34 protein-coding genes are annotated in these 25,741 nt (G+C 61.0%); 7 read left to right on the top strand and 27 right to left on the bottom strand.

Going from position 1 to position 25,741, the window contains the following annotated elements; genetic code table 11:
* The first annotated feature begins 13 nt into the window (after window positions 1–13).
* Both PDMSB3_RS16105 and PDMSB3_RS16110 read left to right on the top strand, forming a co-directional pair.
* Window positions 14–673: a hypothetical protein gene (locus tag PDMSB3_RS16105; RefSeq protein ID WP_165186909.1), complete on the top strand. Its 660-nt coding sequence runs from the start codon at window positions 14–16 to the stop codon at window positions 671–673.
* 196 nt (window positions 674–869) lie between these two features.
* Entirely contained in the window at window positions 870–1,358 is a 489-nt protein-coding gene (locus PDMSB3_RS16110; protein WP_165186911.1) for a hypothetical protein, read from the top strand.
* Between the two features lie 226 nt (window positions 1,359–1,584).
* Here the strand turns inward: PDMSB3_RS16110 and PDMSB3_RS16115 are convergent, their stop codons facing one another.
* The 12 genes from PDMSB3_RS16115 to PDMSB3_RS16170 form a co-directional block, all read right to left on the bottom strand.
* On the bottom strand, window positions 1,585–2,067 hold the full coding sequence (locus PDMSB3_RS16115) for a hypothetical protein (RefSeq protein WP_165186913.1): 483 nt from the start codon (window positions 2,065–2,067) through the stop codon (window positions 1,585–1,587).
* A 152-nt stretch (window positions 2,068–2,219) separates the two neighbouring features.
* Complete coding sequence (locus PDMSB3_RS16120; RefSeq protein WP_165186916.1) at window positions 2,220–2,870, bottom strand: hypothetical protein; 651 nt, start codon at window positions 2,868–2,870, stop codon at window positions 2,220–2,222.
* 7 nt (window positions 2,871–2,877) lie between these two features.
* Window positions 2,878–3,270, bottom strand: a complete 393-nt coding sequence (locus tag PDMSB3_RS16125; RefSeq protein WP_165186918.1) for a single-stranded DNA-binding protein — start codon at window positions 3,268–3,270, stop codon at window positions 2,878–2,880.
* On the bottom strand, window positions 3,267–3,455 hold the full coding sequence (locus PDMSB3_RS16130; RefSeq protein WP_165186921.1) for a hypothetical protein: 189 nt from the start codon (window positions 3,453–3,455) through the stop codon (window positions 3,267–3,269). The genes PDMSB3_RS16125 and PDMSB3_RS16130 overlap by 4 nt, the downstream gene beginning before the upstream one ends.
* 126 nt (window positions 3,456–3,581) lie before the next feature.
* The gene (locus PDMSB3_RS16135) at window positions 3,582–4,736 is read right to left on the bottom strand and encodes a helicase RepA family protein (protein ID WP_165186923.1); all 1,155 of its coding nucleotides are present in this window, start codon (window positions 4,734–4,736) and stop codon (window positions 3,582–3,584) included.
* Entirely contained in the window at window positions 4,733–5,665 is a 933-nt protein-coding gene (locus tag PDMSB3_RS16140; RefSeq protein WP_232064214.1) for a DUF7146 domain-containing protein, read from the bottom strand. The genes PDMSB3_RS16135 and PDMSB3_RS16140 overlap by 4 nt, the downstream gene beginning before the upstream one ends.
* On the bottom strand, window positions 5,659–5,961 hold the full coding sequence (locus PDMSB3_RS16145) for a helix-turn-helix domain-containing protein (protein WP_165186925.1): 303 nt from the start codon (window positions 5,959–5,961) through the stop codon (window positions 5,659–5,661). Before PDMSB3_RS16145 ends, PDMSB3_RS16140 begins: the two co-directional genes overlap by 7 nt.
* 10 nt (window positions 5,962–5,971) lie before the next feature.
* Window positions 5,972–6,235 carry a helix-turn-helix transcriptional regulator gene (locus PDMSB3_RS16150; protein WP_165186928.1) on the bottom strand — a complete coding sequence of 88 codons (264 nt, stop codon included), beginning with the start codon at window positions 6,233–6,235 and terminating at the stop codon, window positions 5,972–5,974.
* A gap of 73 nt (window positions 6,236–6,308) precedes the next feature.
* The gene (locus PDMSB3_RS16155; RefSeq protein ID WP_165186930.1) at window positions 6,309–6,812 is read right to left on the bottom strand and encodes a hypothetical protein; all 504 of its coding nucleotides are present in this window, start codon (window positions 6,810–6,812) and stop codon (window positions 6,309–6,311) included.
* Between the two features lie 95 nt (window positions 6,813–6,907).
* Complete coding sequence (locus PDMSB3_RS16160) at window positions 6,908–7,153, bottom strand: hypothetical protein (RefSeq protein ID WP_165186933.1); 246 nt, start codon at window positions 7,151–7,153, stop codon at window positions 6,908–6,910.
* A complete protein-coding gene (locus PDMSB3_RS16165; RefSeq protein WP_165186935.1) occupies window positions 7,146–7,652 on the bottom strand; it encodes a ubiquitin carboxyl-terminal hydrolase in 507 nt (168 codons plus the stop codon). Before PDMSB3_RS16165 ends, PDMSB3_RS16160 begins: the two co-directional genes overlap by 8 nt.
* A complete protein-coding gene (locus PDMSB3_RS16170; RefSeq protein ID WP_165186937.1) occupies window positions 7,639–7,812 on the bottom strand; it encodes a hypothetical protein in 174 nt (57 codons plus the stop codon). Before PDMSB3_RS16170 ends, PDMSB3_RS16165 begins: the two co-directional genes overlap by 14 nt.
* Window positions 7,813–8,148: 336 nt before the next feature.
* On the opposite strand from PDMSB3_RS16170, the gene PDMSB3_RS37885 reads away from it, so the two are divergent.
* On the top strand, window positions 8,149–8,499 hold the full coding sequence (locus tag PDMSB3_RS37885; protein WP_232064216.1) for a helix-turn-helix domain-containing protein: 351 nt from the start codon (window positions 8,149–8,151) through the stop codon (window positions 8,497–8,499).
* Window positions 8,500–8,528: 29 nt separating this feature from the next.
* Here PDMSB3_RS37885 and PDMSB3_RS16180 read toward each other — a convergent pair whose 3' ends face one another.
* Together PDMSB3_RS16180 and PDMSB3_RS16185 are read right to left on the bottom strand one after the other, a co-directional pair.
* Window positions 8,529–8,828 (bottom strand): hypothetical protein, encoded by a 300-nt coding sequence (locus tag PDMSB3_RS16180; RefSeq protein ID WP_165186940.1) that lies wholly within the window; start codon window positions 8,826–8,828, stop codon window positions 8,529–8,531.
* On the bottom strand, window positions 8,825–9,052 hold the full coding sequence (locus PDMSB3_RS16185) for an excisionase (protein ID WP_165186943.1): 228 nt from the start codon (window positions 9,050–9,052) through the stop codon (window positions 8,825–8,827). Before PDMSB3_RS16185 ends, PDMSB3_RS16180 begins: the two co-directional genes overlap by 4 nt.
* 99 nt (window positions 9,053–9,151) lie before the next feature.
* Here PDMSB3_RS16185 and PDMSB3_RS16190 point away from each other — a divergent pair, with 99 nt between their 5' ends.
* Genes PDMSB3_RS16190 through PDMSB3_RS16200 form a run of 3 tightly spaced genes read left to right on the top strand, consistent with a single transcriptional unit; the run spans window position 9,152 to window position 10,383 of the window.
* Window positions 9,152–9,430, top strand: coding sequence for a hypothetical protein (locus PDMSB3_RS16190; RefSeq protein WP_165186946.1), 279 nt, complete (start codon window positions 9,152–9,154; stop codon window positions 9,428–9,430).
* Between the two features lie 7 nt (window positions 9,431–9,437).
* Complete coding sequence (locus PDMSB3_RS16195) at window positions 9,438–9,986, top strand: hypothetical protein (protein ID WP_165186948.1); 549 nt, start codon at window positions 9,438–9,440, stop codon at window positions 9,984–9,986.
* Between the two features lie 19 nt (window positions 9,987–10,005).
* Window positions 10,006–10,383, top strand: a complete 378-nt coding sequence (locus tag PDMSB3_RS16200) for a hypothetical protein (RefSeq protein WP_165184134.1) — start codon at window positions 10,006–10,008, stop codon at window positions 10,381–10,383.
* Between the two features lie 140 nt (window positions 10,384–10,523).
* Here PDMSB3_RS16200 and PDMSB3_RS16205 read toward each other — a convergent pair whose 3' ends face one another.
* The 5 genes from PDMSB3_RS16205 to PDMSB3_RS16225 form a co-directional block, all read right to left on the bottom strand.
* The gene (locus tag PDMSB3_RS16205) at window positions 10,524–10,835 is read right to left on the bottom strand and encodes a hypothetical protein (protein WP_165186950.1); all 312 of its coding nucleotides are present in this window, start codon (window positions 10,833–10,835) and stop codon (window positions 10,524–10,526) included.
* Complete coding sequence (locus PDMSB3_RS16210; RefSeq protein WP_165186952.1) at window positions 10,832–11,152, bottom strand: helix-turn-helix domain-containing protein; 321 nt, start codon at window positions 11,150–11,152, stop codon at window positions 10,832–10,834. The genes PDMSB3_RS16205 and PDMSB3_RS16210 overlap by 4 nt, the downstream gene beginning before the upstream one ends.
* A gap of 11 nt (window positions 11,153–11,163) precedes the next feature.
* The gene (locus PDMSB3_RS16215; RefSeq protein WP_165186954.1) at window positions 11,164–11,481 is read right to left on the bottom strand and encodes a hypothetical protein; all 318 of its coding nucleotides are present in this window, start codon (window positions 11,479–11,481) and stop codon (window positions 11,164–11,166) included.
* Between the two features lie 530 nt (window positions 11,482–12,011).
* Window positions 12,012–13,142, bottom strand: a complete 1,131-nt coding sequence (locus tag PDMSB3_RS16220; RefSeq protein WP_165186956.1) for a hypothetical protein — start codon at window positions 13,140–13,142, stop codon at window positions 12,012–12,014.
* 332 nt (window positions 13,143–13,474) lie between these two features.
* On the bottom strand, window positions 13,475–14,860 hold the full coding sequence (locus PDMSB3_RS16225) for an amino acid permease (RefSeq protein ID WP_035518498.1): 1,386 nt from the start codon (window positions 14,858–14,860) through the stop codon (window positions 13,475–13,477).
* A gap of 213 nt (window positions 14,861–15,073) precedes the next feature.
* Between PDMSB3_RS16225 and PDMSB3_RS16230 the strand changes: the two genes are divergently transcribed.
* Complete coding sequence (locus PDMSB3_RS16230; RefSeq protein ID WP_007180654.1) at window positions 15,074–16,021, top strand: alpha/beta fold hydrolase; 948 nt, start codon at window positions 15,074–15,076, stop codon at window positions 16,019–16,021.
* Window positions 16,022–16,125: 104 nt separating this feature from the next.
* Here PDMSB3_RS16230 and PDMSB3_RS16235 read toward each other — a convergent pair whose 3' ends face one another.
* The 8 genes from PDMSB3_RS16235 to PDMSB3_RS16270 all read right to left on the bottom strand — a co-directional run bounded on the left by PDMSB3_RS16235 (window position 16,126) and on the right by PDMSB3_RS16270 (window position 25,644).
* Window positions 16,126–16,959 (bottom strand): M55 family metallopeptidase, encoded by an 834-nt coding sequence (locus tag PDMSB3_RS16235; protein ID WP_007180653.1) that lies wholly within the window; start codon window positions 16,957–16,959, stop codon window positions 16,126–16,128.
* Window positions 16,956–18,050, bottom strand: a complete 1,095-nt coding sequence (locus PDMSB3_RS16240) for a DmpA family aminopeptidase (protein WP_007180652.1) — start codon at window positions 18,048–18,050, stop codon at window positions 16,956–16,958. Before PDMSB3_RS16240 ends, PDMSB3_RS16235 begins: the two co-directional genes overlap by 4 nt.
* Window positions 18,047–18,952, bottom strand: a complete 906-nt coding sequence (gsiD, locus tag PDMSB3_RS16245) for a glutathione ABC transporter permease GsiD (RefSeq protein ID WP_007180651.1) — start codon at window positions 18,950–18,952, stop codon at window positions 18,047–18,049. Before gsiD ends, PDMSB3_RS16240 begins: the two co-directional genes overlap by 4 nt.
* 7 nt (window positions 18,953–18,959) lie before the next feature.
* Window positions 18,960–19,880 (bottom strand): glutathione ABC transporter permease GsiC, encoded by a 921-nt coding sequence (gsiC, locus tag PDMSB3_RS16250; RefSeq protein ID WP_165186959.1) that lies wholly within the window; start codon window positions 19,878–19,880, stop codon window positions 18,960–18,962.
* A 124-nt stretch (window positions 19,881–20,004) separates the two neighbouring features.
* Window positions 20,005–21,567: a glutathione ABC transporter substrate-binding protein GsiB gene (gsiB, locus tag PDMSB3_RS16255; RefSeq protein WP_007180649.1), complete on the bottom strand. Its 1,563-nt coding sequence runs from the start codon at window positions 21,565–21,567 to the stop codon at window positions 20,005–20,007.
* 109 nt (window positions 21,568–21,676) lie between these two features.
* Complete coding sequence (locus tag PDMSB3_RS16260) at window positions 21,677–23,599, bottom strand: dipeptide ABC transporter ATP-binding protein (RefSeq protein WP_007180648.1); 1,923 nt, start codon at window positions 23,597–23,599, stop codon at window positions 21,677–21,679.
* A gap of 72 nt (window positions 23,600–23,671) precedes the next feature.
* Window positions 23,672–24,664, bottom strand: a complete 993-nt coding sequence (locus tag PDMSB3_RS16265; protein ID WP_007180647.1) for an isoaspartyl peptidase/L-asparaginase family protein — start codon at window positions 24,662–24,664, stop codon at window positions 23,672–23,674.
* Window positions 24,661–25,644: a MurR/RpiR family transcriptional regulator gene (locus tag PDMSB3_RS16270; protein WP_007180646.1), complete on the bottom strand. Its 984-nt coding sequence runs from the start codon at window positions 25,642–25,644 to the stop codon at window positions 24,661–24,663. Before PDMSB3_RS16270 ends, PDMSB3_RS16265 begins: the two co-directional genes overlap by 4 nt.
* Between the last annotated feature and the right edge of the window lie 97 nt (window positions 25,645–25,741).

Raw genomic sequence — 25,741 nt, forward strand, 5'->3', positions numbered from 1 at the left:
TCGGTGAAACAAAATGAAAAAGCGGATTGTGGCAACGCTACTGGTCGCGGCCTCGCTGGTTGCAGCGCAAGAATCATTTGCGGACGACGCCTGCACGGCTCACGCGCATGCAGACAAGCGGCTAGATCCGATCCGGGCAAAGCTGCCCGAAGTCATCACGTCGCCCACGATGCAGCAGCTCGCCGATCACTCGAAGCCGACGAAGACTGAAAAGCAGGCGCTCGTCGCATATGACGAGGACCGGTCGTTCTGCGAGCAGCAGTTTGGCGCCCAATTTACCGGGGAAGCGGCCAACGCGTTCGCGCTTTTCGTGTCCAATTCGAGAAAGCTTCGGGCATCGCTCTATTCCGGACAAATCGACTACGCCGCGTTTATTGCTACGGATTCGGACAACTTGCAGGCGTTCGTGAACTACAACACTGCTCTGCAATCTCGCGCGCAGGCCCAAGCCGCAGCAGCCAAACAAGCCAAGGAACGGGCGGAACAGCAGGAACGCATCGCAAACGAAGCGCTGGAGCAACAACAGGAAGAGTTTGAGGCGGACCAGAAACGCCAGAAGATGCAGGCGATCAGTGACGCCCTCCAGCGATTCAGCGACTCTCTGAGACGTCCGCAACCCGTCGTCACCAATTGCCAGAGCTCGTACGGAAACACTCGCTGTACCACGTACTGAATCACCTTAGACAATGGATCTGTTGCCGGCAACGCGATCAAGCGTTTTATTCCACAGCTAGACCAGCGAGAAGCGCGCCGCCCGAAATCGTGATTTCACACAGCGGCACATCCGCTTTTATGTCGCAGATGTCGCCTACGCTATCGACGCATCCTTTACCATCCGCATAAAACGAGACGGCATCGGGGGCAATGTCATGAGTGAAACACAGTCGAAACTGTGGTTTTCAGGGGTTGCGTTCATCCCATACGCAATCTTGGCGTATGGGTTCAACTGGATCATTAAAGGCAGCGACCACGATTTAACAATCGCTATCATCGTGGTTCTTGGCGGGCGTCTAGTGTATGGGCTGATAGATAACGTAACCGCCGCCCTTGCATGGCGCTTTCACGGCCGCAAACGCGCGGTCGAAGCTTTCTTGAAGTTGATGCGCGAGAATCGTATGCCACGGCGAGAAAGCCCGACGGACAGCCTCAGAAGCTATCTGAGCTATGTCGACTGCGACGATGAGACCAATGCGGTTATCCGTAGCGCCGCGCGCCAAATATCGACAATCATCGAGCAGTCGCACCATGACGGTCTGATGGGCGGAAACCGGATTGAAAAAGCGGCTCAGGAAGCGTACGAGCGCTACCAAGATAAATTGCCGGCATTCCGATTGCCAGATTGGATTGAGACCGATTGAGCACCTCGAACTCGCTTAGCCGGTGGCGAGCCCTGGTTCGCGAAAATCCGTAGAGGCGCCCGGAAGGCGTTCAGAAATTCTCGAAGTCCGCCGCCGCAGTGAAACGTACGGCGGCCTTTCCAGCCGCATTGTGCGTTCGGAAACTGGATAGCGAAAATATCGTTAGAGTCTGCTGAGCCGAGTATGGCGACTGTTGCTGCGCCACCTCGGACACCCACTATGCGGATCAATTTGATGGAAGGACGGTGAAGCTGTCGGTATTCCCTAGCCTGAGTAAATTGGTCGGCGTAACCGGGCTGCTACCCTGCAGTCCCCAATCGACGCTATCCATTTTGGGTAGGACTATGGAAACCCCGGTCGTGTTATTTCTGACCGACAGGTTCCCGCCCCAGTTGGGTGCGCTGGCGCAGCCAAGAATCAGCGAATACTGCCCGGTAAAGATGTTCTGGACCGCGACCAAGTTACTCAGCTGGCCTCCGAACCACGGCGACGAGGAAAACTGGATGACCTGACTTCCGCCCTCGGACTGACATAGAAGTGATCCATCATATCGCCCCGCCTTCCCGTAAAAGTCGCTGAAGCTCACCGGCAACCCTGGTTTGTTGATGAGCTTCAGCAGCCACGGATGATTAATTGAAACCGGAAGGGAAAGCCCGACCTCATTGGCTATCTGGGACAGGGAAATCGGCCCACTGACTGGAAGTGTCATTTTTCAGATCCTCATTCTTGGTTCGTTAATCGATAAACAACTCACAGCGGCGATCCCGCAGTTCCCGAATCGCCTCGTTTAATGCTCTCTGCTGGGCCTCCCACTCGGCCGAGCGCATTCCATGCTTCAACGCATTGCGTGACGCCGCCGACTTACCTTCCTTGCTTCGCGGTCCGGTCGACTTTGCCCACGGCTGCCATTGCCGGATCAATTGCGCCTGCCGTGCCCGCCGCTCCGGTGTCCAGCCATTCGCCATTGCCTGCCTCCAAAAGTTCGTTCGTGAGATTCGGTGTTTCCCCGCGCGGGGTCGGTACGCCGTTGTTGATCTGTTGCGGCCCGTTCGCGAGATTGGCCTGCCGGATAAATGCAATCGAGCGCGGGGCTTTCAGTTCCCCCAGCGTCTGCAGCGTAGCCCGGCATTGGCCTTGTGCCTTCAGCGCCATACGCATATAGGTCTCGGTGGCCTGCAGATGCTGCCCCATGTTGAGTGCCGCACGCCCGCAGAACGCGTTGAATATCGCGTTCAGCGAATGGGCCTGGCTGATGAGCATCGCCTCCGCCCGAGCCAGATCTCCGTCATTGACGAGTTTGGTCTGCCGGCTCATTTCGGCAGCGAGGGCATTGATATCGACGTCGGATGTGAGCGGATTGAAGTAGGACGTCACCGAAGCGGCTCCGACCTCAGGTCTGGTCACGGTCTTTGAAATGGTCGCGTCGACTGCTTCGCCTGGCATCTGACGCACTTCCACCACTCGTTTCCCGCGGGTCGATTCGGGTTTGCTCGACTGCTCTTTCGTGCTCATGGAAACCTCAGAAAGGAATGCTGTCATCGGCCAGCGCAGGTTCACGCGCCGCCCTACTCTCTGAGTTGGAGGCATCGGCCACCGCCTTGCGCTTTCTGGCCACGTGGTAGGTCGTCAGAACCTGTTGCGCGACCATGCTGACGTTCGGTTTCACCGTCCCGTCACGAGCCTCATACGTGCCGATCTTGAGCGTCCCGGCGAGCGAGACGCTGTCGCCGTCTTCCAGAGCCAGCAGCGCGGCCTTTGCCGAGTCGCTGAATGCGACCACGTTGACGAACAGCGCTTCCCCGTCGCCATCGGCGGCGCGGACGTTCGCCGTGACGAATGTCTTGCCGGCGCTCGATCGCCTCTCTTCCGGGTTCTTCCACAACTTCCCTGCCACAAGCGCATCAATGCTCATTTCGGTTCCCCTGCTTGAATCAGTCGCCAAATCTCACGCCGTTGCGCTGCCGCCGCGGCATCGCCAAACCGCCCACGAACCCGCTCAACCATTTCCTGAGCGGGGCCGTAATTGCCGCGCTTGCCTTCGTGGACTGCTCGGATGAAATCGCCCCAAGACTTGAGGCGTTCGTTACTGGTCGCCATTTGCCTTTTCCCTCCCGACGGAATTTCCCGACCGATTTCCCGTTCCGAACCCCTTAGGGGGTTTCGGGAATCGGGAAAGAATCGGCGTCCCGAAACTTCCCGAAAACGGGAAAATCGGGAACGCGGCTACGCTGCCCATATCCAGTCCTCCCGCATTTCGTACGTGCCGGAACCGAGCAGACTGGTCAGCGCTGATTCAGTGCGCTCACGCTTGCGTTTCGGATCGACGGGAAGGACAGCCATGATTGCTTCCTTGGCCTCGTCGAGACGAACGCACGGACGCCCGACAGGCGCGCCACCCTTGGCGAAGTCCCGGGAATCCTTGAGCATCTGTTTGAGCACGCGAATCGCGATCTTTGCGTTTGCCCCGCCAGGCGGTCTGCGCGCGCCTCGATCGCCCGATATGGATCGCTGGTCGTCAGGCTCAACCACGCAGCTCGTAATCGGGTCGCCGTCGTCATCGGTGCCGAGCTCAACAGAGACCAGACGGAACGCCTGCGAATCGCCATCTACACCGTCGCGGGATTTGGCGACCTTGAAGGCCCGCTGATCGCCGTCTCGCGAGACTTCGAGACAGCCGTCCATCGCTCCAAAGAACGACGAGTGACCACGCGCGCCGGCAGATGTGTCCTTTCCGGTGTGGTGAACGACCAGCGCCAGGCCATCGATTGAACGGCGTAGGGCATCGACGTTTTGCAGGAAGGCGCCCATCGAATCCGACGTGTTCTCATCGCCACCCGGCATGCACCGCGCCAGCGTGTCGATAACAACGAGCCCGACCGTGCCAATCCGCTGTTCTGCCGCCCTGATCGCCGACACGAGCGCATCGAGATCCGCCATGCCGCGCAACAGGTCCACGGGGGATGGCACGACTTCCAGAGCGATGTCCTTATGGTCGTCGCCAAGGGAGGCGCGCAGGCGGTCCGAAATACCAGCCTCCCCCTCGGCGGCGACATAGACGACGCCGGTCTTGTTCACGCGCCGCCCGAACCAAGGTTGGCCACGAGCAATGGAGAGCGCGACATCCAGCGTCAAGAATGTCTTCCCCGATGCGGATGGCCCGTAGATCGCCGCCACACCTTTGGCAGGGAAGACACCCTTTACGAGGTACGTCTGGCGCTCCCCGGACAGGAGTTCATCAATCGGCACCGAGCGGATATTGGTTTCAGCTACATCGCTACCTTTTATGGACTCGGAAAATTCGGGCGGCGCGTCGTCGCGGTACTGATTCATATCGAATACCGGAGCGCCGTCTACCCAATCGCGGAATTCGGCTTTCATGCCGCCCTCCGCAGGTAGTCGTTAGCGTCATCTCCTGCTACCGGCGACTTGGCAACCCTGGCTTCCCTGTCTTCGCTCGACCATGCAATCGCGCATGCCTTGGCGGCGCGCGCTCCCGCCTCGTCGTGATCCTCGCCGATCAGCAGCGACTCAACACCAGCGAGAACAGGAAACTTGGCAAGGTTGCCCGCATCGATCAGCGCCCATGCGGGCTGAAACACTCGCGCAAGACTGAGCGCCGTCTCGATGCCTTCGGCGATCGCGAGCCCTTGCGTCAATGCTTCATCCGGCCACAGGCGAATTGCGCCGCCGGCTTTCCGGTGACCGCCGAGGAGCAGGCGTGGCGGTGCCACGTCGGCTTTGGTACCGTCGGCATTGATCCATGTGCGGTGAAGTGAGATCGGTTTGCGGCTCGCAACGTCGGTAACGAGCGCCACGAGACACGGCCCGACGTAGCCGGCAGGATGACGCGCCGCCGGATCGAATCTAAGGTCGCCGTCTGTCGGCGGGATAGCACATTGGCGCGCTTGCAGATACGCGCGGCCGACATCTCGAACTTCGCCGAGCGAATTCCAGTACGCGAGCCAGCGCGGATCGAGCGTTGTGCGGGCCTCCGGTTCGGGTTCGCGCTGGCGAACAGGCGCAGGTGACGGGCGTCGCGCTGCTGACGTTTCCGACCATCCTGTATCGATCGCAGCACGGAACAGCGTTGCGGCGCCGATGCCGCCCGCCGGCTTGAACGAGCGCCAGACAGCGCGCGCATCCCGTTCGCCGCCATAGTTGGCACCCGACGCGCACCAGTCGATCCAGTCGACGACATCCAGATCGGCCGCTTTTGCCGCCATCCCGATTCGAATCCATTCCGCACGGTCGCAGCCAGCGTCGAGGTGAAAAAGCGCTGCGCGTGCGCGGTCGATGTCGCTCAGCATGTGCCCGCCTCGCTCATCAGGTGATAGCGAGCGACGCGATGCCTGCCGCCTTCGGGCGTTACCTCGTGCGACCAGACGGTTGCAATACTGTAGCCGGCGTTGCGCAGCTCCATCACTCGGGCGGCGGGATGAAGGCAATCAATGAGATGCCGCGCGTCGATGGTCGAGAGCGAGCCGTGCTGCCGAAGGAAATCGAGAATCCGGCGCCGTTGAGCATTGGCGTCGTTTCCGTTAGACTGCGTTTGGGATTCAATTTGAGCCGCGCCTTCAAGGGTCGCGGCTTTTTTGTGGGCCATGTCGAGCCCCTTACGCGTCAATCGACTGCGCTTGATAGCCAACCGGATCGGCGAACCAACGGTGAAGCTCGCGATTGGGCCACACAGCACAACGTTGCGTCAGGTGTTGGCGGCGCGGGAATCGGCCTTCGATTTCACGCTTGCGCAGGGTCTCGCGAGAAAACGGCACGAAGACCTTGAGATCGTTCCAGCGCGAAAAACCGTCGAGCGGCAGCGACTCGGAGGGAAAAAGGTACGCGCTTCCTGTCGGTTGCTCGCTATACGTTTTAGCCATGTTTGAAACCCCGTAAAAGGTTGTTGAACATGGCTAGGATCGTCTTCGGCAGCTAGTGTCGCACTGTCAATAATTATTGGATTTTTGACAGTAGGTCTCTCCATCGGCGGCCGGCAAGGCAGATCAACGCCTGGTCATCCAGCTCGCTCATTGGCGTGAAATCCATCTTCTCAATTTTTCGCCACTCGCTTCTTGGGTACGGATCGTCCGAACTCGAAAGCCGCCGTATCGCCTCGGTTTTGTTGATTCCTTTCACTCGCTCGGCCAACAAGATCGTCGCCTGAATCGCTACGGCGTCGTTGAATCGATCTCCCTCCGGCATTTTGGGGCGACCTCGGCCACGTTGGTTAGGAACAAGGTTCAGCGCCTTCGAGGGATCGTCCCCGCTCGCTATCTTCGAAAGACATTCGGCTAGATAGAAAGCAAGGTCCTCGTTGAACCTCGCCCGCCCATATAGCAGCCCCGCGCACATATCGAGCACATACAGGGCATCTTCTATCGAGCCTTGCTTCGCTCTTGAAAGTGCCTCATCAATGTGTTCGTGTTCACGCTCCAAGTAGTCATCGTCATCTTGCATTCGCGTCCCTTTCGCGCCCCCTTGATCTTAGAGCCGCACCAGCGGAGTAGGGTGCTCCGTTTTTGCCCCGTCGGGCTAGGCGCGGTTGCAAAAGTTTACTCTGCCAAACGAGAATTGGGATTAGCGATCTTCGCCACCTCCCGGGTTACCCTGACAGCGGTCAGCAGAGCGCGAGCCATGCTGTTCATAGCTTCGTCGATCCTGGCGAGCCTCTGCTCGGGTGTTTCAAGCCGGTTGCCAACATCGAAATTCAAGATCGCGGCGGTGGCAGCGCCGGCAAGCGGGTTGGTACGTCGACGCCCGCGTTTGCGCTGGACCGGGAGAGTATGGATATCAGCCATGACGAGCGTTCCTCACGAGATCCATCAGATCCGTCGCCAGTTTCTCCACGTCGAGACGTAAATCGACCACGGTGCAACGAACAGGTAATTCGCCTGCCCTGTCGTCGCTGATCGCTTCGGACATGAAGGCCAGAACGTTATAAACCTTCCAGGCCCATCGGGAGTGGTCACAGAGATCTCTCTCCACCCGCTCCATCGTGCGGGCGTCCTCGGCGAATCGCTTCACGCCCTCAGTTAGCCCATGGAAGAAGTGGTTCATCATCAAGTTGAGGAGAGCCCCGTACTCATCTTCCGACTGCCCGCATGCATTCGGAACGTTCGCGTTCATCCAGTTGGTCCACAGGTCTTGAGACACCGCGGCGATCGCGTCACTGTCGATGAGGATTTTTTCGCCGGCAACGTATGCGCGCTGAAGCGCTTCGTCGAGCGGAAGCGATGCGAGATTAACCGGTTGTTGTTTGCTTTGCTCGGGACGAGCAGCGGAATCAAGCGCGGTCATGGCCGACCTCCGCTTCGGAAGCCTTCCGTTTTTCCGTTTCGGTACGTTGCAGCAGGACGTAGAGCGCGGCGTTCAAGCAGACGATCGCTTGTTCGACCTTATCCTTAAGCTCTTGAATTTCGCTAGTCGGGCCGGATTGGGCCTGATGGGTTTGCGGCATAGCATGGACTCCTACTTTGAACAGAAGCCCGCATTCCATCGCCAAATGGGGTGGGCGGGCACATGACGGGGTTGGCGAACCGGAAAGTAGGAACCGGCAGACCCAAAGGTCTCCCCATCATGGCCCACCCATAAAATGGGTACGCGCGATGATACAACGGACGTAAAAAAACCGCACTGCGGCGGTTGTCCGCCCACTTTCCTCAGGTCGCCAAACCCGATCGCTGTTGTCTCAGCGATGACTGAAGGTTAGTTGTCCGGCGCGAGAACGTCAAGAGGGAATTTGCAAACTTGGGCGAACGTGTCACGATATAGGTGTGTTCTTCGGGAGAGCATCATGGTCAACTCCGTAGATGAATTGCGCGCGGCCGCAGCTCGGCTCAAAAAAGAGAGCGACACCGTCGCAAGACTAATCGAATCGCTTCCTCCACACGCGCTTGAATGCAACGAAGGGAAGCCTGCGCGCACCGAAGAAGAAATTCTGCGAATCATTGATGAGGCGATAAGCCTGTTCGAAAAGCGAGAGAAACGCCCGGTCCACGTAACCGGCAAGGTCGCAGCAACCATGCTAGGCGTAAGTCCGCGGACAATCAGCAACATGCTCAAGACCGGCGAATTGCGCTACAACCGATGCGGAAGGATTCCTATCGAACAGATCGACATGGTGCGAGCCCGGTCTAAGAAGTAATAATCGGAACGCGCTGCGGTCACCAATCGTCAGTCATACCTACGCGGGCGTCCCCGCTTGCCGCCTTGGTGGGACTCAACCCACTTGATCACTTCGATCGCCTTCCAGCGCGGATGCGCCCGTCCAGTACCGTCGACGGTGGGAAGGCGGATAGCTTGCGGAAATCCAGGCAAACATACCACGCGATCGCGCACAACTTGCGCAGGCCTTTGTAGGTATTCGCCGATCTCTTTAGTCGACCAGAGGGCGTGGTCGAAAGGCACCGCCGCCCTCGTGCGTGCCTCGACGGCTTCAATAATTTTCTGCGCGAGCGTTTCGATTTCCGTCACTTTGACGTTGCCTTCTTGAGCGCATCGTTGCCGAAGAGACGTTCGGCAAGACGTGGCCTCTGATACGCGTCTGCGAAGACTGCATTTTCCTCGACATAGTACGAACGACCGACTTTAACGGGAACGGGATAAATCTTTCCCGCCTTGATCCAAAGCCTCGCCGTGCGAATCTTCGGAGGTGGATCGAATTCCTTTTCCAACCACTTATCAAGTCGGATCTTCATCGGCAGCCCTCGTGGAAGAGTTTCGCGAGTCACGATGATAACGCGCACTTGCGGCCAACACCCCGACCCTGCAAAATTCGGCAATCAACGGGGGCTACAATGAAAAAAATTCTCACCTTGGCGGCGCTAGCCGCGCTTGCCGCATGCACGACCATTTCCGAAGTCACGCCGGCCGGTGATGGGCACTACACCGTCACGACCCAGGTCCGCGGCGGGATGACGCCGTGGGGCGAAGTGAAAGCGTCAAGCCTCAAGCGTGCCGACGAGTACTGCACCCGACAAGGCAAGCAGATGCATCAAGTCGACATGCAGACGCATGGGGTTCGCGGATGGACGCCGCAGGAAGCCGAGTTGACATTTTCGTGCGTTACTTCGTGAGCGAAAGATGGCATCCAACCAAACATTTCAAGACCTGCTGAAAGGCGTTGGCAGCGTTGTGACTTCGGGAATTGGCGCTTACCTTGCGCTGCTTTTGAAAGACCGGTTCGATAAACGTGGACAGTCGCGGACCGCAGATCTCGAAGAATACAAGAAGGTGACGAGCTTCCTCACCGAACGGGTAATCGCGGCCCTCGACAACCCAGACTTTCTCGGCGGGACATTGCAGTCTGAATTCTGGGGCCAACTGAACGACTTACTCGGTGCCTATGAGGCAAAGCGAGAGTTGATATTCCACGATCAACATCTGAACGCCCGATTTCATGCGATCCGCAATCTGACTGCCGGATTTGTGGAGGCTGTCGCACAATACACGGTTAACGAAGGCAACCCGCCGCGGATGACAACCCGACCCCGCGCCGATCGCGTTTATCCAAGCGATGAGAGCAGAAAGCGGAGCGCCGAAGAAGCAGGCATGCTTGATCGGGCAGCAAAGCAACTTGGAGCGAGATCTCGCGAACTCGTGGATGACGCAAAACGACGCTTGAGGACTTGATCCGTTAGAGAAGCCCATCATGAAACTGCAAGCGACGGCCAGCACCACTGCTCCAGATAATTCCCACGCTAGCCTACTCTGCTACCTCGTCATCGCTCAACTTGTCGCGATGGCGCGCACCGGCGAATGGCTGCGCACGGACCACCTGGTTGAATCAGGACGCATCTGGTGCAACGCGAACGGCGCGCGTTTCGATTGGCAGGAGCGCGTCTCGCTGGGACAGATGGCGGCTGAGCTGGCACCGCAGGTTATGGAGACGTTTAGGCTGACGCGGGAGCAGTCGCTGGCGCCGCTCTTTGTCGATAGCTGGATGCTCGACTACGCCTCGCCAATCGTCCGCGGGAAGCCATGCGGCTGTGCCACGCCGACAGCAGCGAGCACGGGACGAACTATGTGAAAGCGGTACATGCTGGTTGGCGCCGAACTGCAGAAGACGTGCGAGCGGTTGCTGACGGAAAAGGTGCGGCTCGACGCTATGGGCGGAAATCCGGTGCAGGTCGGCCGCGCGAAGTGAGCGGTCTAACCAGATCGCGAAGATCAAAGACTCGCGTACATCATAATTAGCTTCATGGCCGACGAAGCGATCGCCAGCGCAAGGCCTGTCAGAAGCATCCAAAACTCCTTGCTACTGAAGTGGTACACGGCTTCCTTGAGAACATCGTGAAGATCGTCGGCCAAATCACGCAAGGATCGCTTCCCGGGCGCAGGGCGACTAAACAGGCTTCTAAGCCCACGCATTTGGAAAAGCCTGTAGCTGGCGATAAATGCAGGCATCCAAATCAGAAAGACGCTGGCCAAAGTCATAGCCTCGGCCAGCATATTCAGCAGAATTTCAGTTTGCTTGGTCAAAATTCGACCGTTGATGCGAGTTCACGATGTCCATTGGGTGTCAGCGTGACACCCAGGGTTAATCCAAGTGCCCGCGCATATCTGGCAAGGGTTTCGAACGTGGGCCCTCTATCGCCCTCGCCGTTCTCCAATCGACTGATGTCCGCCTGAGCAATCCCGGAGCGATCCGCCGCTTGCATTTGAGTCAAATCCAGGGAGCGCCGAGCCTGACGCAACACCAAGCCCAGTCGAACCAACTGGTCTCTGTCGTCGTACCCTTCTTTGGCTTCAGGGAATTCACCCGTCAGTTCATCGCGAAGATCCTTAAGCTTGCCCATGGCTTCCTCCATTAGGCGCGATTGACCGCGTTACCCAGCGCTTTCTGCAGCGTCCGATCTACTGCTAGCAACCGCAACACACGTAATCCTCCACCAGTTGGCGGCGGATCGATAATGAAGACGCCAACAACTTGCGACGCATGTCTTGCATATAGCGCACCGCTGCCATTTCCCGGATCTACAGCCGCCTCGCCCGGAGGCAAACAGCCGTCAACTACCGCGTCCAAGAGTCGCAACAACTCGCCAATGCTGCGAGAATGACCGCCATTAGCAAGGTCGCGTGCCTCGACCCGGGCCTTATCGTCGTAGTCATCGTCGTAACAAGCCATGACGTCCTCCCACAGAATTATGGCCTTTTACCCATATACATCAAGCCCAAAACTGTAACAACCGCTATTTGCGTGTGATGCAACACTCATACGCGAACAGGGCGCAACCGTGGCCAAGGCGCAAGTTTAGGCCGCCTCAGATCGAACACCAAATCCAAATATCACTCCGTCTGCAAGCGCACACCCGCGGTTGTGCGGAATTTTTCGAATAAAGGCGGGCAGCTATCTGCTCGGAGGCCTCCCGATAATAGTGCACCATCAGGACCCTTAGATTCTTAATACTGCTGATCCGCGACACGTTGGGCACATCCACCCTCTTCGCGAGACGCGTTAGAGCTTTGCCACGGCTGTGGTGAGAATGCAGTTTTTCAGTAAGCAGCGGCGCCGGCCGTCCAGAAAAGCGCCGTAGGTATGGAGCGCAAATCGGCGTCGTTCGTCCGGTCACGCAGCCGGGTCAGTGCGTCCGGGATTATGCGGGGGCCAGACCACTTGCTGGGAATACCCGAGCCCGGCGAATTTTAATCAGGCCCTTACGATTTCGAAGGGTATCGCCCCAACCAGTCAAGCACGCTGCGAACAACCTGCTCCGCGGTAAGAAGCGCGTCACGCGCCTTTTCGGGCTGCAGGTCGGGTGGTCCACCAGGAAAATCCTCAAGCATCCGTCCTGCGTGAATTCTCTGTCGTGCGCTGATTAACATGCTTACCCGCGTCTGTAGTGACTTGTCGAGAATTGCCGCTTCGCCCCCATATCCCGCGCTGGTGGCCAGTTCCTCCAGCTTCCATCGCGAGGGCCGTTCCGCAAATGCTTTGGAGCCCATGACGCCAAGACCAAGCGCCTGCGCGTGCGCTACGACGAACGTGAGCGAGGCTTCAACGAGCGCAGCCGAAAGCGTCGTCACAGTAACTGGTGCAGTTTGCGTGCTGGCCTGCCGCAGTTCCGCCACCATCTGATTCCACCAAACGCGGAATGGCCCGGTACCAAGCGATTCAAGGGCCTCCGCGAAAGCCTCGAAGGGCTCAGCGGATTTAGGGCGGCCATCTGAGCGCCGCGCTATGACGTCTTTCACCGCAGCGTAGGCTCGCTCCCGAGATTCGTTTCGACGCGTCTGCGGAAAGTTGCGTTGTTGCGCCAGTTGCGTAGTCGGGGTCGCGAAGCCTTCCCTGCCTCGCGCATATCTAAGGATTCCTTCCTGCTCCACCAGAATACCGTTCAGCACCATCATGGTCACGGCAATCTGGACGTCATTCCGTGAAAGTCCTGCAGCGTTGCCACGCTCGACAATAACAGTGCGCTCAAGCCGTGCACCCTGTGCCCCATAGACACGCGCAGCTTCATGCATCTCGGCGAAGACGAAATCAAACGCCTTGGGGTTTCGGTAATCGGGCACCTCGGGCGGGTAGAAAATCAGCCACAGCGCCGTATCGTTCGGCCCCGGCATTAATCGGCCTCCAACGCCGTGCTCCGTGGTTACGTGTGACATCGCATCTGAAATTTCTCCCGGCAGAAGCCCAATGCTACGCCCCGCTTCGACGAGTTCGCCAAAGGTCAAACCTGGGTCAGTTGGCGCAATGTAGATGCTGCACTCGATGCAAGACTTCAAAAAACCAATCAGGCGATTTCGGTCGTGGATTGTCTGCATGGCTTGGTCGAACTGGAGCACGGAAAGGAGTCGTCCGATTCTAGCGGCTTCCTTGGCGCGGAGCCCACGCCGTGTGGACCGAGCGCACATCATTCGGGGGTTCTTTTGGGGGTTTTCTATCCGCCGAGAATTCCATCATCCAATACTGTCGTGTGGTTACACGAACTATTTCATTCCGGCCCTGGCACCAAAGAATTCGCAAGACCGCTGTTTCAGCATTTCCTCAAACCCCGCCAGCACATGCTGCTCGCGGGGTTTGTTGTTTGTGGCGGCCTGCCTGACAACCTCGACAGACCTGAACGAACGTGAGCGGCGTGAGCACGACCATCGCCTCTCACGCCATCCGATACCCCTTACCGCCCCACCGCCCGCGCCCCGCCCTGCACGGCCGCGCGCCGGCGCTTGAACACGTACCCGGCCCACATCACCACCAGCCACGCCGGCACCAGCCATACTGAAACGGACAGACCGGGCGTCATTGCCAGAATCACGAGGATCAATGCCATGAACGCGAGGCAGATCCAGTTGCTGACCGGAAACCAGAACGACTTGAATACGAGCGTCTCGCCTGCCGCGACCATCGCCTTGCGCGACTTGAGATGCGTGAGGCTGATCAGCGCCCAGTTGAGCACGAGCGCCGCCACCACCAGCGCCATCAGCAAGCCGAGCGCTTCGGCCGGAATCAGGTAGTTGACGATCACGCACGTGAACGTGGCGAGCGCGGACAAACCGATCGCCATATACGGCACGCCGCGCCGGTCGACCTTCATCAGCGCGCGCGGAGCGTTACCCTGCTCCGCGAGACCGTACAGCATGCGGCTGTTCGCATAGACGCCGCTGTTGTACACCGACAGCGCCGCGGTCAACACCACCACGTTGAGGACGTTCGCGGTCAGCGTCGAGCCGATCTGCGAGAAGATCATCACGAACGGACTGCCGCCGGCCGCGACCTCGTTCCACGGATACAACGACAACAGCACCGTCAGCGAGCAAATGTAGAAAATCAGAATCCGGTAGATCACCTGATTCACGGCCTTTGGAATGCTCTTCTGCGGCTCGTCGGCTTCCGCCGCCGTAATGCCGATCAACTCCAGCCCGCCGAACGAGAACATGATCACCGCGAGCATCATGAACAGACCATGAAACCCATGCGGGAAAAAGCCGCCGTGGGCCCAGAGGTTGGCGATCGACGCTTGCGGGCCGCCGTGGCCGCTGATCAGCAGATAGCCGCCGAACACGATCATGCCGACCACCGCCGCGACCTTGATGATCGCGAACCAGAACTCCGTTTCGCCGTAGGCTTTGACGTTGGCGAGATTGATCGCGTTGATGCCAGCGAAGCACACCAGCGCCGACACCCACGTCGGCACGCCGGGCCACCAGTAGTGAACATACGTGCCGACAGCGGTCAGCTCGGCCATACTCACGAGCACATACAGGACCCAGTAATTCCAGCCCGACAGAAAGCCGGCAAAGTCGCCCCAATACTTGTACGCGAAGTGGCTGAACGAACCGGCCACCGGCTCCTGCGCCACCATTTCCCCCAACTGCCGCATGATCATGAAGGCGATGATGCCGCCGATCGCGTAGCCGAGAATCATCGACGGACCGGCTGCCTGCAACACGCTGGCGGAGCCGAGAAACAGGCCGGTGCCGATCGCGCCGCCCAGCGCGATGAGCTGGATGTGGCGATTCTTGAGCCCCCGCTTCAGGCCGTCTTGCTGCTGTGCACTATTCAAATTGCGCCCCAGTGTATGAATATCGATCACCCGATCGGACTTATGGTCCGGGCCGGCCGAACCTGAAATTTTACCGTGGCCGATATTACCTAAATACTGGGAGCAACCCGCGCTTGGTTCTGCGCCGCACTTAACGGCAAGGATAGTGATTGTCACTGGCGCAGGGCTTCTGTATGTTGCCCTAGTCGGGCTTTCAGCCTCCGGAGATTCAACATGTCGCCCAAACGTCTGCTTTGCGCCGCTGCTTTGTGTCTCTGCTTCCCCGCGGCCGCCGCTCTCGCCCAAACCGCCGCGCCGGCCACGCCGCCCACCGCCGCGCCTCCCGTGGAACCCGCTGCCGAGCCGCCCATCGAGCCGGGTATGGAGACGAGCGCACCCGAAGCCCCTGCTCCCGCACCCGTGGCGCCCGCCGCACCGCCCGTGAAGGCTGCCGCCGCGCCGCCTCCCGCCGCGCCCATGACCGGTCCGGTACGCAATGTCGTGCTGGTTCACGGCGCGTTCGTCGACGGCTCGAGCTGGAACGGTGTGGTCGCCAAACTTCAGCAGAAAGGCTATCACGTGAGTTCGGTGCAGAACCCGCTCACCTCGCTCGCCGACGATGTCGCCGCGACCCGCCGCGTCCTCGCACGCCAGGACGGGCCGACCATGCTGGTGGGGCATTCGTGGGGCGGCGTCGTGATCACCGAAGCGGGCGCGAACGCGCCGAACGTCGCGGGCCTCGTCTATATCGCGGCGATCGCGCCGGACCTGCACGAGTCGACCGTGGATCTGATGAAGCGCGCCGCGCCAATGCCCGCGGGTGCGAGCATCATCAAGGATCCGAGCGGCTTCCTCTGGCTCGATCGCACGAAATACCATGCAGATTTCGCCGCGGACGTCCCCGAGAATCTGACGCGCGTGCTTGCCACCGCGCAGGTGCCGATTGCCGCAACGGCCTTCAGTGAAACGGTCAGTCAGGTCGCCTGGAGGGAAAAGCCGTCGTGGTACGTGATCACGACACGCGACCGGGCTGTGTCGCCGGAAGTCGAAAGATTCATGGCCGACCGCATGGGCGCGAAAGTCGTGCCGATGGCGTCGAGCCACCTGGCGCCGGTATCGCACGCGGGCGCGATTGCCGACGTGATCGATCGCGCGGCGCGTGAGCTGAGCCGGCAGCAGTAGTCCCGTTCAGGCGCATTCGCGAGTGTCCTTCGCGCAATACCGGTTCGATGCTCTCCCGCAGTACGATTCGATTGGGACACCATAGGTTTCCGAGCCTCCGGCGTTCAACGCAACATGAACGACATCGCCGACAGGCAGTTCAGCACGCGCACCGCATGTTCCGCCGACGCCGCGCTGAATCGCAGGGTGACTGCATCGACGCGCGTGAGCGTCGGCCATTGGCAAAACAGATCGGCAAGCGCGCTGGTTTGCACGCGCAGTTCGCATTCCAGCGGCTTCGTTTGGGCGTGCGAGGATTCCCGCGCATACCCGTTGGCGAGATGCTGCTGAACCACTTCGCGCGCGGCGCTCCCGATCGCCGCGCGCGCGTTTGCCGGTGACTGCGTGACGCCGCTCGCATTCCCGGTCGCGCTCTTGGTGACGACGAAACGCGCGCCCGGGAAACGCGGCGCGGTTTCTTCGGCGAAAACGTCGTCGCCGGATAAAAGCCCGACCCGTGCGCCATATTCTTCCGCCAGCGCGCCATATACGCCCGCCTCGCCGACCTCGACGCCGTTCAGCGAAACGCGTGCGAAGGCGAAACTGTTGATCGTATGTGCAAGGACGCCGCGCGTTTGCGACATGGCGTGATAGCCGATCATGAAGACCAGCGCCGCGCCGTATTCGAGCCCGGCCATCATGCCGAGCGTGCGCGGTTTGCCGAGCACCACCTGAGCGCGCGCATCGAGCAGGTCAGGTAGCAGATTGCGAAAGCCGCCATGAGAATCGTTGACCCATACTTGCGTCGCGCCGCCGGCGAATGCGCCTTCGATCGCGGCGTTGGCTTCGAGCGTCATCCAGCGGCGCGCCGCTTCGTATTCGCTGTTGCCCGCGCGCGTTTGTTCGGGATGAAACACGCCGGCAATGCCTTCGATATCGACGGAAATGAGGACTTTCATCGGGGAGCGGGCTTGAGTAGTTGGACGAGATCGGGAACGCTGTCACGCAGCGACAGACGCCGATGGCCATCGCGTCCGGCCACGGAAGCAGCACGCCACAAGGCGTCGAGAATCGCCTGCTCGACGCTGTCCGCGCAGGCGCGAAAGAGCGGGTCAAGACGCTCGTCGGCGAGCAGCGGCGGCAGCGTAATGAAGTCGGCCCCGTGCGGCACGGTATAAGCCGTTGAAAACGCCAGCGCGATATCGCCGCTGCCATGTCCATATACCGAACCGGTGCGCGCGAGACCTGCCCCCGCGCGTAACGAAAGGCGCTTGAGTTGGCGCGCGTCGAGCGGCGCATCGGTGGCGACGATCATGATGATCGAGCCTTGCTCGGGTTTCGTCGCCGGCGTGGCTGACAATGCAGCGGTCTCCACTTTGGCAGCACGTTCGGCCAGCATGCGACCGAGCGGCGTACCGTCGACAGTCAGCATCGGCAGGCGGCCGAAGTTCGCCAGCACGAGTGCGCCGACGGTATAACTGCGACCGGCTGCGCTCACCACGCGCGACGCGTTGCCGATGCCGCCCTTCAGATCGAAGCACGACATGCCCCGGCCCGCGCCGACCGATCCGCTCGCGACATCCGAACTCGTGGCTGCCCAAGCTTCGTCGAAATGCTGCCCGGTGACGGCGAGCGCCTGGATGTCGTTCAGATAGCCGTCATTGCATTCGAACACCAAAGGATTGACCGTCGACCACTCGCGTCCGATCTGCGGATCGGCACGCACCGCCGCGCGAATCTGCGCCTGCGCGACAGCGGCGACGCTGAATGTGTTGGTCAACGCGATCGGCGTTTCCAGCGTGCCGAGTTCTTCGACCTGCACGAGCCCGATGCTTTTGCCGAACCCGTTGATCACCGAAGCCGCCGCCGGCACCTTGTCGAGAAAGGGATCCCCGTCATGCGGACGAATCACGGTCACGCCGGTTTGCACGGCGCCTTCATCGAGCGTGCAGTGCCCGACTGTCACGCCCGGCACGTCGGCAATCGTGCCGAGCGGACCCGCCGGCAATGTGCCGACATGCGGCGCGTTTTGAATCTTTGGCAAATTCATGGCCGGTCTAGCTTCGGATCGAGCGCATCGCGCAGTCCGTCGCCGAGCAGATTGAACGCCAGCACGGTCAGGAAAATCGCCAGACTCGGAAACAGCGCGATATGCGGTGCCGTCACCATGTCGGCGCGCGCTTCATTGAGCATCGCGCCCCACTCGGGCGTCGGAGGTTGTGCGCCGAGGCCGAGAAACGACAGGCTTGCCGCCGTGATGATCGAGGTACCGATACGCATCGTGAAGTACACCACCACCGAAGAAATCGTCCCCGGCAGAATGTGCCGCACGATGATGGTCCAGTCCGACGCGCCGATGCTGCGCGCCGCCTCGATATACGTGAGCTGCTTGAGCATCAGCGTATTGCCGCGCACGAGCCGCGCGAACGCCGGAATGCTGAAGATCGCCACCGCGCAGATCACGTTAATCATGCCGTTGCCGAGAATCGCCACCACGCCGATCGCCAGCAGAATGCCGGGAAAAGCGAACAGCACGTCGGCGACGCGCATCGTGATGCGATCCCACCAGCCTTCGTAATAGCCGGCCAGCAAACCGAAGAGCGTTCCGATCACCGCGCCGATCGCAACGGACAGAAAGCCTGCTTCGAGCGAAATGCGCGAACCCGCGAGAATGCGGCTGAAAATATCGCGGCCCAGCGAATCCACGCCGAACCAGTGCGCGGCGGACGGCCCTGCGTTCAACGCATCGTAGTCGAAGAAATTCTCCGGATCGTACGGCACGATATGCGGCGCCGCAATTGCAAGCGCGATCAATAACAGCACGAAAATGCCGGCGGCAAGCGCCACATGCTGCTTACGGAATTTGCGCCAGAATTCGCTCCACGGCGTGCGGATCGCAGGCTCGGCTTTCACGGTGCTGGCCGCATTCGGCTCGGTGGCGGTCGTGCTCATGCGGGCCTCACTTGAAACGGATGGTCGGGTTGATCACGGCGTACAGCACGTCCACGACCAGATTGATGATGATGAATTCCAGCGAGAACAACAGCACTTCGGCCTGGATCACCGGATAGTCGCGCATCGACACGGCATCCACCAGCAGGCGTCCGAGGCCCGGCCAGTCGAACACCACTTCGACCACGATCGAGCCGCCCAGCAGAAAACCGAATTGCAGACCCATCATCGTGATGACGGGAATCATCGCGTTGCGCAGGCAGTGTTTGACGATCACGAGAGGTTCGGGCACACCCTTTGCGCGCGCGGTGCGCACGAAGTCTTCGTTCATCACCTCGACGAACGATGCGCGGGTGAAGCGCGCCATCACCGCCGCGACAGCCGCCCCGAGTGTAAGCGACGGCAGCACATAGCTCTGCCACGAACCATCGCCGACAATCGGCAGCCAGCCGAGCTTCACCGAAAAAATCTCCATCAGCAGCATGCCGAGCGCGAACGCGGGAAACGAAATGCCCGATACCGCCAGCGTCATGCCGAGGCGGTCGGGCCAGCGGTTGCGCCATACGGCCGAGACGATGCCGATGCCCATACCCAGCACGACCGCCCACACCATGCTGGCGAGCGTGAGCAGTAGGGTCGGCATGAAGCGTTCGCCGATTTCCTCGCTGACCGGGCGTTTGCTGCGCGTGGAGACGCCGAAGTCGCCGTGCGCGATCTTCACGAAGAAGCTGGCGAACTGCTGCGGCATCGGTTTGTTCAGGCCGAGGTCGGCACGCACCAGAGCGACCGTCGCCTCGTCCGCTTCGGGACCGGCGGCGAGCCGCGCCGGATCGCCCGGCAACAGATGCACGAACAGGAACACCAGCACGGCGACGATGAAGAGCGTCGGCAGCAGGCCAAAGAGACGTTTGACGAGGAAGTTCAGCATGGAACCCAATCCGGCAATGATGCGGGCAACGAAAGATCTTGTGCAGCGCGTAGTGGAGCAAAGCAGTGACCGCCCAGTGCGGGCGTGCCAATGAAACGGCACGTCCGCGAGCACAGTCAATTCATTACTTGATCGCGATCTCGTCGAAGTTGAACGAACCGTCCGGAGCCACATAAGCACCCGACAGACGCTTGCTGCGCGCGTACACCACCTTCTCCTTGACGAGGAAGATCCACGGCGCGTCGGCCCAGATGCGTTTTTGCGCGTCGGTGTAGAGTTCGGCTTTCTTCGTGCGGTCGGTGGTTTCGAGCGCCTGCTTCAGATCGCTGTCGACGGCGTCGTTCTTGTAGTACGCGGTATTGACCATCTTGGGCGGGAACGAGACGGATGCGAGCAGCGGCGTGATCGCCCAATCGGCTTCACCCGTCGACGACGACCAGCCCGCATAGTACATCCGCACCGGCGCGGTCGCGGCGTCCTGCGCGCTCTCCACCTTGGCGACCCGTTGACCGGCCTCGAGCGCTTCGACTTGCGCCTTGATGCCCACTTGCGCGAGTTGCTGCTGCACGAACTGGATCACCTTCTGCGCGGTCGAGTAGTTATACGCGGACCACAGCGTGGTTTCGAAACCGTTCGGATAGCCCGCTTCCTTCAGCAGCGCGCGCGCCTTGGCCGGATCGTACGGCCACGGCCCCTGCTTCACCGCATAGTCGACGCCTTGCGGCACCACGCCGTCGGCCGGCGTCGCGTAACCGGCGAACGCGACCTTGGTGAGTGCGTCCTTGTTAACCGCATAGTTCAGCGCCTCACGCACCTTCGGATTGTCGAACGGCTTCTGGTTCACGTTCAGGCTGATATAGCGCTGAATGATCGACGGCGACGCGATCAGATCGACCTTCGGGCTCGACTGCAATTGCGCGGCCTGCTCGAACGGCACCTGGAACGCGAAATCCGCTTCGCCGGTACGCATCAACGCGGCCCGCGTGTTGTTGTCGACCACCGGTTTCCAGTCGATCGCATCGACCTTCGGGTAACCCTTCTTCCAGTAGCCGGCGAACTTCTTCACCGTCAGGTCGCCGGCAGGATCCCACTTCACCAGTTCGAACGGACCGGTGCCGACCGGATGGAACGCAATGTCCTTGCCGTACTTTTTCAGCGCGTCCGGAGAAATCATCACCGCCGACGGATGCGCGAGCACATTGATGAACGCCGAGAACGGCGCCTTCAGCGTGATCTTCACCGTGTACGCATCGACCACCTCGGTCTTCTCGATGCGGTTGAACATGTTGTAGCGCTTGAGCTTGTTCGCCGGATCGGTCACGCGGTCGAAGTTCGCTTTCACCGCGGCAGCGTTGAAGTCGGTGCCGTCCTGGAACTTCACGCCATGGCGCAGCTTGAACGTGTAGACCTTCGCATCGGAGCTGGCTTCGTAGCTGTCGGCCAGCACGTTGACCAGTTTCATGTCCTTGTCGAACCCAAAGAGCCCCTGATAGAACGACTTGGCGACGGCTTGCGAGAGCGTGTCGTTGGCATCGTACGGATCGAGCGTCGTGAAGGTCGAGGCGACGGCCATCACGGCCGTGGTGTCGGCGTGCGCCGCATTGCCCGCGAGCATCGCGAACACCACCGCGCCGCCGCTGACCAGCGCGCGCAAACGAAACGGAGAAGACGGGACCAGCAGGTTCATGAGGTTGACTCCAGGCTGCGAGATGAAAACAGGTTGAGATGCTGCGAGAGAAAGCGTGTGGCTTGGGTTCTTGGTACAGCTCTTTAGTCAGGCTTTTTAGTACCGCTCTTTAATACGCACCGCCCACGCGATGCCGGGCGACGAAATGGTCCGGCCCGACCGCGACGAGCGGCGCCACGACAGGTTCATCGTTCAGCGCGCGGATCGGGCTCGGAATCTCGTCGGCGGCGAGCATGCGTTTCGCGTGACGGCGCGCCGGATCGGCAACCGGCACCGCGCCCATCAGCTTGCGCGTGTAGGGATGCTGCGGTGCTTCGAACACCGCGCGGCGCGGGCCGATTTCGACGATCTGGCCGAGATACATCACCGCGACGCGATGACTGACGCGTTCGACCACCGCCATGTCGTGCGAAATGAACACGTACGCGACGCCGAGTTCGCGCTGCAGATCAAGCATCAGGTTGACGATCTGCGCCTGCACCGACACGTCGAGCGCGGAAACGGATTCGTCGGCGATCACGACTTTCGGATTCAACGCGAGCGCGCGCGCAATCGCGATCCGCTGCCGCTGACCGCCGGAGAATTCATGCGGATAACGCCGCGCGGCTTCGGGAGGCAAGCCGACTTTTTCGAGCAGCCATGCAACACGTGCCTGCGCTTGGGCGCCTTGCGCGACGCCGTGCACGAGCAACGGCTCCATGATCGAGAAGCCGACCGTCAGACGCGGATTCAGCGAGGCGAACGGATCCTGGAAAATAAACTGGATGTCGCGGCGCAGCGCCTGCAACGCGGGACCGGTCAGCGAACTGATTTCCTTGCCGTTGAATTCGATCGACCCGCTCTGACTTTCGACGAGGCGCAGCAGCGAGCGGCCCGTGGTCGATTTGCCGCAACCCGATTCACCGACCAGCGCCAGCGTTTCGCCGGGCCGCAAGTCGAAGCTGACTTTTTCCACCGCATGCACGCGGCCCGTCACACGGCCGAAGAGGCCGCTCCTGACCGGAAAGCGCGTGACCAGATCGCGCACACGCAGAATCGGCGGCGTGGTTTCCAGCACCAGCGGCTGCGTTTCTTCAGCGACGGCAGCTGCGGGACGCACGGCTGCGTCGCTGCCGCTCAGACTCGCCTGTTCGACGGTCAGGATCGGGAACCGGGCCGGTTGATCCGTGCCTTGCATCGCGCCGAGACGCGGCACGGCGGCAAGCAACGCCTTTGTATAAGGATGCGATGGCGCGGCGAACAACGCGTCGGACGCGCCCTCTTCCACCTTCTCGCCGCGATACATCACCAGCACGCGGTCCGCCACTTCGGCGACCACGCCCATGTCGTGCGTGATGAAGATCACGCCCATGTTCATCTCGTCCTGCAAGCCGCGGATCAGTTGCAGAATCTGCGCCTGGATCGTCACGTCGAGCGCGGTGGTGGGTTCATCGGCGATCAGCAGCGCGGGCTTGCACGACAGCGCCATCGCGATCATCACGCGCTGACGCATGCCGCCCGACAGTTGATGCGGAAACCGCGCCGCCACGCGCCGAGCTTCCGGAATGCGCACGAGTTCCAGCAAGCGCAGCGTTTCTGCATGCGCGGCCGAGCCGCTCTTGCCCTGATGCAAGGCGATTGCTTCGCTGATCTGATCGCCTACCGTGAAGACCGGATTGAGCGAGGTCATCGGCTCCTGAAAGATCATCGCGATGTCGGCGCCGCGAATCGAACGCATGGCGCCGGACGACGCTTTCGCGAGGTCGAGCACGCTGCCGTCGCGGCGCCGGAAAGCGACGCTGCCGCCGGCAAGGCGCCCGCCGCCGTGCTCGATCAAGCGCATCAACGCGAGCGACGTCACCGATTTGCCCGAACCCGATTCGCCGACGATCGCCAGCGTCTCACCGCGCTCGACCGTCAGCGACAGATTGCGGACCGCGTTGAACGTGTTCTCGCCGCTGCGAAATGCGACCGACAGATCGTCGACCGCGAGCACGCGTTGCGGCGGCAAGGTTTCGACAAGCGAACGGGTGGTGTGCGATGAAGTCGGCACGATGGTTCCTTTGAATTCGAACGCGGCTGGCGAAAGTTCAGGCGAAAGTCAGGCTTTACGGGGGTGGACGCGCTAGCGGTAAATCGCCGTCACCGGCGTTTCACCGAACCGCGCAAAACCGCGATACATACCTTCGGTATTGAACGGCAGCGCGACGTTGCCGCGCGCATCGACGGCAATCAGGCCACCGTGGCCGTCGATCTTCGGCAGGCGGTTCATCACCACATCGGCGGCGGCCTCCTGCAGCGACACATTGCGGTAGGCCATTTGCGCGGCGACGTCGTAGGCCGCCACCATGCGCATGAACATTTCGCCCGTGCCGGTGGTCGAGACGGCGCAGGTCGCGTCGTCCGCGTAACAGCCCGCGCCGATCAGCGGCGTATCGCCGACCCGGCCGACCTGCTTGTTGGTGACGCCGCCGGTCGAGGTCGCCGCCGCCACATGGCCGTGCCGATCGAGCGCGACCGCGCCGACGGTGCCGAACTTGCGGTTCGGGTCGATCGGTTCGTGCGGCGTCGGATCGTCGTCGTTCGAAGTCGGCGTGGCGGCAAGCGTGGCGCCGTCGTGATCGAGCATGGCGCGCTGCTGATCGCGCGCGAGCAGCCATTGACGATGGCGCGCTTCGGTATGGAAATACTCAGGCTCGACGAGTTCGAGCCCTTGCGCGGCGGCGAAGGCTTCCGCGCCTTCGCCCGTGAACAGCACATGCTCGCTGCGTTCGAGCACGCGGCGCGCAGCCAGAACCGGATTGCGCACGCGCTTCACGCAGCAGATCGCGCCGGCTTCGAGCGTGCGGCCGTCCATGATCGCCGCGTCGAGTTCGTGGGTGCCGGCCGCCGTGTAAACCGCGCCGCGCGCCGCGTTGAAAAGCGGGCAGTCTTCGAGCAGGCGTACGGCTTCACTGATGGCGTCGAGCGCGCTGCCGCCCTCGGCGAGCACGCGCTGGCCGGCGCTCAGCACGGCATGCAAGGCGGCGTGATAGTCGGCTTCGGCGCTGGCCGACATCGACGCGCGCAGGATCGTCCCTGCGCCGCCATGAATGGCAATGACTGCGTTGGAGTTCATCGTTTGGATTTGTTAGTGCGAGGAGTTCGGGCGGTGCGTGCAGTGCGGGTCGCGTTGCGCGTGGGCCGCGCGCTCGCGCCGGCGGCTTCGGCTTGCGGATCGACCAGCCATGGCAGCAGGAATTCGCTGACTTCGGCTGCGGCCTTCACCGAGCGTTTCGTTCGGTACGCCACTGCGTCGCACAGCGCTTCGATCACGGCGAGCACGGCCGAATCGGCGTTCGCCGCGAGCCGCCGATCGGCACGGATGTAAAGCGAGAGGTCGGCGAATTGCGCAAGCGGCGAACGCTGACTGTCGGTGAGCGCGAGCACGCGAGCACCACGGCTTGCCGCGCGGTGCGCGAGCTCGATCGTGTCTTCGACATAACGCGGAAACGCGATGCCGATCACCAGATCGCCCTCGTTGCAGGCAAACAGACGCCGCGCGGCGTGCGACGGTCCGCCCATCAGCGCGAGCGACTGCACGTTGTCGTGATAAGGCATCAGGCCATGCTCCATCAGCCCGGCGAGAAACGCGCTGGCGCCATAACCGAGCACGAACACGCGGCGTGCCGCGATGATCGCTTCGACGGCGGCTTCGGCTGCGGCGCTGTCGATCGCCGTACGGGTAGCGTGCAGATTGTTGGCGGCCTGTTCGAGCGACGCGTCCACTACATCGTCGCCGGCCGCGAGCGACTCCTGCGCACTGCGCAGGCGCTCGACCGGCGCGAGCGTCGCCTCGAAGCCGCGCACCAGCGCTTCACGAAACTGTGGATAGCCGTCGAAACCCAGTGCGCGCGCAAAGCGATTCGCCGTTGCCACCGATGCGCCGACTACGCTGGCAAGCTCGTCGATCCGCATGGTCGCCGCACGGAACAGATTGGCCAGCACGTACTCGCCCATGCGCCGATGAATCGGCGTGAGGGTCGGCATGGCGGCGGCAATACGTGCGGCGATGGCCTGCTCGGCGGGATTAAAAGCAACGGACGGTTGGTGAATCATGCGAGCAAGGCGGTGTGGTGTCGCCCGAGGGACTTCCTTCGGGCGTAATGAAAATGAATGAAAGTATATTTACATAGAAATCCCATCTGAAAAAATT

It is taken from the genome of Paraburkholderia dioscoreae, from assembly GCF_902459535.1.
Taxonomy (GTDB): Bacteria; Pseudomonadota; Gammaproteobacteria; order Burkholderiales; family Burkholderiaceae; genus Paraburkholderia; species Paraburkholderia dioscoreae.